This is a genomic window from Streptosporangium nondiastaticum (genome assembly GCF_003011965.1).
In the GTDB taxonomy this organism is placed as follows: domain Bacteria; phylum Actinomycetota; class Actinomycetes; order Streptomycetales; family Streptomycetaceae; genus Streptomyces; species Streptomyces nondiastaticus.
The window spans coordinates 1-2,994 of sequence record NZ_PXWG01000274.1 but is presented as its reverse complement, the minus strand read 5'-3'; the positions used below and the strand labels follow the sequence as shown (position 1 = coordinate 2,994).

Annotated in this window: 2 protein-coding genes; one reads left to right on the top strand and one right to left on the bottom strand. The window is 69.3% G+C overall.

Features of this window, described 5'->3' with window-relative positions; translation table 11 throughout:
- Positions 1-2,214 (bottom strand): sensor histidine kinase (locus B7P34_RS35600; RefSeq protein WP_146167032.1); only part of this gene is annotated, 2,214 nt, incomplete at its 3' end.
- A 482-nt stretch (positions 2,215-2,696) separates the two neighbouring features.
- Here B7P34_RS35600 and B7P34_RS35595 point away from each other — a divergent pair.
- Positions 2,697-2,918: a hypothetical protein gene (locus B7P34_RS35595; RefSeq protein ID WP_223268591.1), complete on the top strand. Its 222-nt coding sequence runs from the start codon at positions 2,697-2,699 to the stop codon at positions 2,916-2,918.
- Positions 2,919-2,994 lie beyond the last annotated feature (76 nt).

Below are 2,994 nucleotides of genomic sequence, written 5' to 3'. Positions count from 1 at the left end.
GGGGCGCTGCTGGCCGGCGGCGGGCGGCACCTGCCGGCGCGGGGCGGAACCCGCGACGCCGGCGTTGCCGCCGGGCGCACCGTTGCCGGCCGGGGGCACGGCGCCGGGCATCGGCTTCTTGCCGCCCTGGGCGACGTCGACCGGCAGCATGACGAGCGCGGTCGTACCGCCCGAGTCGGACGGCCGGAGCTGGATGCGGATGCCGTGTCGCAGGGACAGGCGGCCGACCACGAACAGACCCATGCGCCGCGAGACCGAGACGTCCACGGTCGGCGGGCTGGCGAGCCGCTCGTTGATGGAGGCGAGGTCCTCCTGGGAGAGACCGATGCCGGTGTCGTGGATCTCGACGAGCACCCGCCCGTCGGGCAGGGCGTGGCCGGTGACCTTGACCTTGGTCTGCGGGGAGGAGAACGAGGTCGCGTTCTCCAGCAGCTCGGCGAGGAGGTGCACGAGGTCGTTGACGACGCGGCCGGCGACCTCGGTCGGCGGCACGCCGCTGAGCTCGATGCGCTCGTACTGCTCCACCTCGGACGCGGCGGCACGGAGCACGTCGACGAGCGGGACGGGGCGGGTCCACCGGCGGCCCGGCTCCTCACCCGCGAGGACGAGGAGGTTTTCGCCGTTACGGCGCATGCGGGTCGCGAGGTGGTCGAGCTTGAAGAGCGAGGACAGCTGGTCCGGGTCGGCCTCGCGGCTCTCGAGCTCGGAGATGAGCGAGAGCTGACGCTGGATGAGGCCCTGGCTCCGGCGCGAGAGGTTGGTGAACATCGCGTTGACGTTGCCCCGCAGAAGGGCCTGCTCGGCGGCGAGGCGGACGGCCTCGCGGTGCACGTCGTCGAAGGCCGCGGCCACCTTGCCGATCTCGTCGAGGCTGTGCACGCCGACGGACTCCACGGACGTGTCGACGTCCTGCGGGTCGGTCTCGGAGAGCTGCTTGACGAGCTCGGGCAGACGGTCCTGGGCGACCCGCTGGGCGGTGTCCTGCAGACGGCGCAGCGAGCGCACCATGGAGCGGGCCACGACGAAGGCGCCGACGAGCGAGATGCCGAGGACGAGGATGATCAGGACACCGTTGATGATGGCGTCCTGCTGCGCGTCGTCACGCAGCTCGAGGGCCTTCTGCTCCATCTGGGAGAGCAGGGTCTGCTCGATCTTGGACATCTCGCCGAGCTTCACCGAGGCCTGGTCGTACCAGTCCTTGTAGGACTTCGGCTCGTTCTTGATGCCGTTGTCCTTGGTGAAGACGCGGTCGGTGTACGTCTTGGCGGTCGTGATGTCCGCGTTGCCGCCGTTGATCGCCTGCAGCAGCTGCTGGGAGTCCGCGCCCCGGATGGCGGTGAAGCGGCGGATCGCCTCGTTCTCCGCGTCGTACGCCTCGCGGCCGTACTGCTGGTCGTTCGGGGAGAGGTACGGGCCCTTCTTGTTGGCGAGGGCGGCGCTGATCACGGCGCGCTGGATCGACGCGTACTCCTTGGCGGCGGAGAACGTCGCCAGCGCGCGCGTGCTGGTGATCATGTCGGCGTTGCTGGTCGCCTGGGCCATGTCCTGGGACAGCGACAGCAGGGCGTTGATCAGGCCGTCGTAGTTGTTGACCGAGCGGGCGATGTAGTCGCTCTGCTTCGGGTCGAACGAGTCCTGCCGGACCTGCTTGATCTTGTTCAGCTGCCGGGTGATGTCGACCAGGGTGGTCTGCACGCCGACCATCGTCGGGTCGGTCGGCTTCACGCCCCGGGTGGCCCCGTTGAAGGCGTCGATCGCCTGGTTGGTCTTCTCCTGCGACGCGACCACGGCGTCGTCGCCGGGGTTGCCGTCCGTCTTCGGACCCGCGGACCGGTCGCGCTCCTCCTGGAGCGCGTTGGCGAGCTGGGTCGCCTTGCCGGTCATGTCCGTGAGCAGCTTCATGTGGTCGAGCTGGTCGACGTTGGTGAGCGCGTCGTTGATGCGCAGGCCACCCAGGGTCGTCGCGGCGACGACGGGCAGGGCCAGCAGGGAGACGAGGCGGGTACTGATTCGCCAGTTGCGCAGGGCTATTCGTGAGCCCGGCCCGCTCGGCAGCTTGGCCTTGTTCGCCTTGGCCTTCGCCTTTGACGTGGCCTGCGGCCGGTCGGCGGATCCTTCGCCGGCCTGCCCTTCGGCGGACGGGCCGCGGTCGTTCGCACCGCGCGGCTCCGGCTCCGCCGCAGCGCTGCCATCCCTCTTGAAACGTCCCTGCACTAGCGTCGCAACCTCTGGACCAGGCGCCCCGCCGGTAGAAGGCGGGACGGTGTCGAGTCGTGGGGGGACCGCGGTTGCCCCCTGGCGGTCCGTGGAATTCCAGCACAGTGCCAGATCTCCAACAAGGCCGGTGCACCCCACCCCCTCCGGCATCACGCTCAGTGCCGGAATTCGTCACGGGGCGTAGAGGACCAGGGCCTTTATAAGGGGCATATACGAACAGACCTCCAGGTCGGCGAGGAGGCTCGTCCGGTGTCCCAGATTCCATGATCAGGAGCGGAACGTCAGGTTCAGCCCTGCAATGTCCGTTTCGTGAGCGCCGAACGGCCGCCCGGTTTGCGGCATATTTCGGCACGCTCGTGAGCAAACTCACAAGCAAGTCAGGACTTCTCCCGCGGACGCGTGGGGATAGGCGCGCCTAGCCTGGTCCTTTACACAGGCCGCGAGAACGACCAGCGCACCACGACACCGCGAGGCAGCAAGTGAAGACCACGACGACGAAGCTGACGTCCCGGAAGGCGACCCCGAAGGCGAACCGGAAGACCGCCAACCCGCGCCGCACCACGCTCGTCCACCTCGAGGACAGCGCCTCCCTGCGGATCGCCGAGGCCGTCGCCCACGCCACCGAGCTCCCGCCGGTCACCGCCAACCCGCGCCGCACCGTCCTCATGACGGCGCCGGTCATCGTCCTTCCCCAGGACTGAGTTCCGGGGACGGATTTCCCGGGGCCGGGTTCCAGGGAGCGAACTTCCCCGGAACCCGGCCCCGGACCGAAATCCC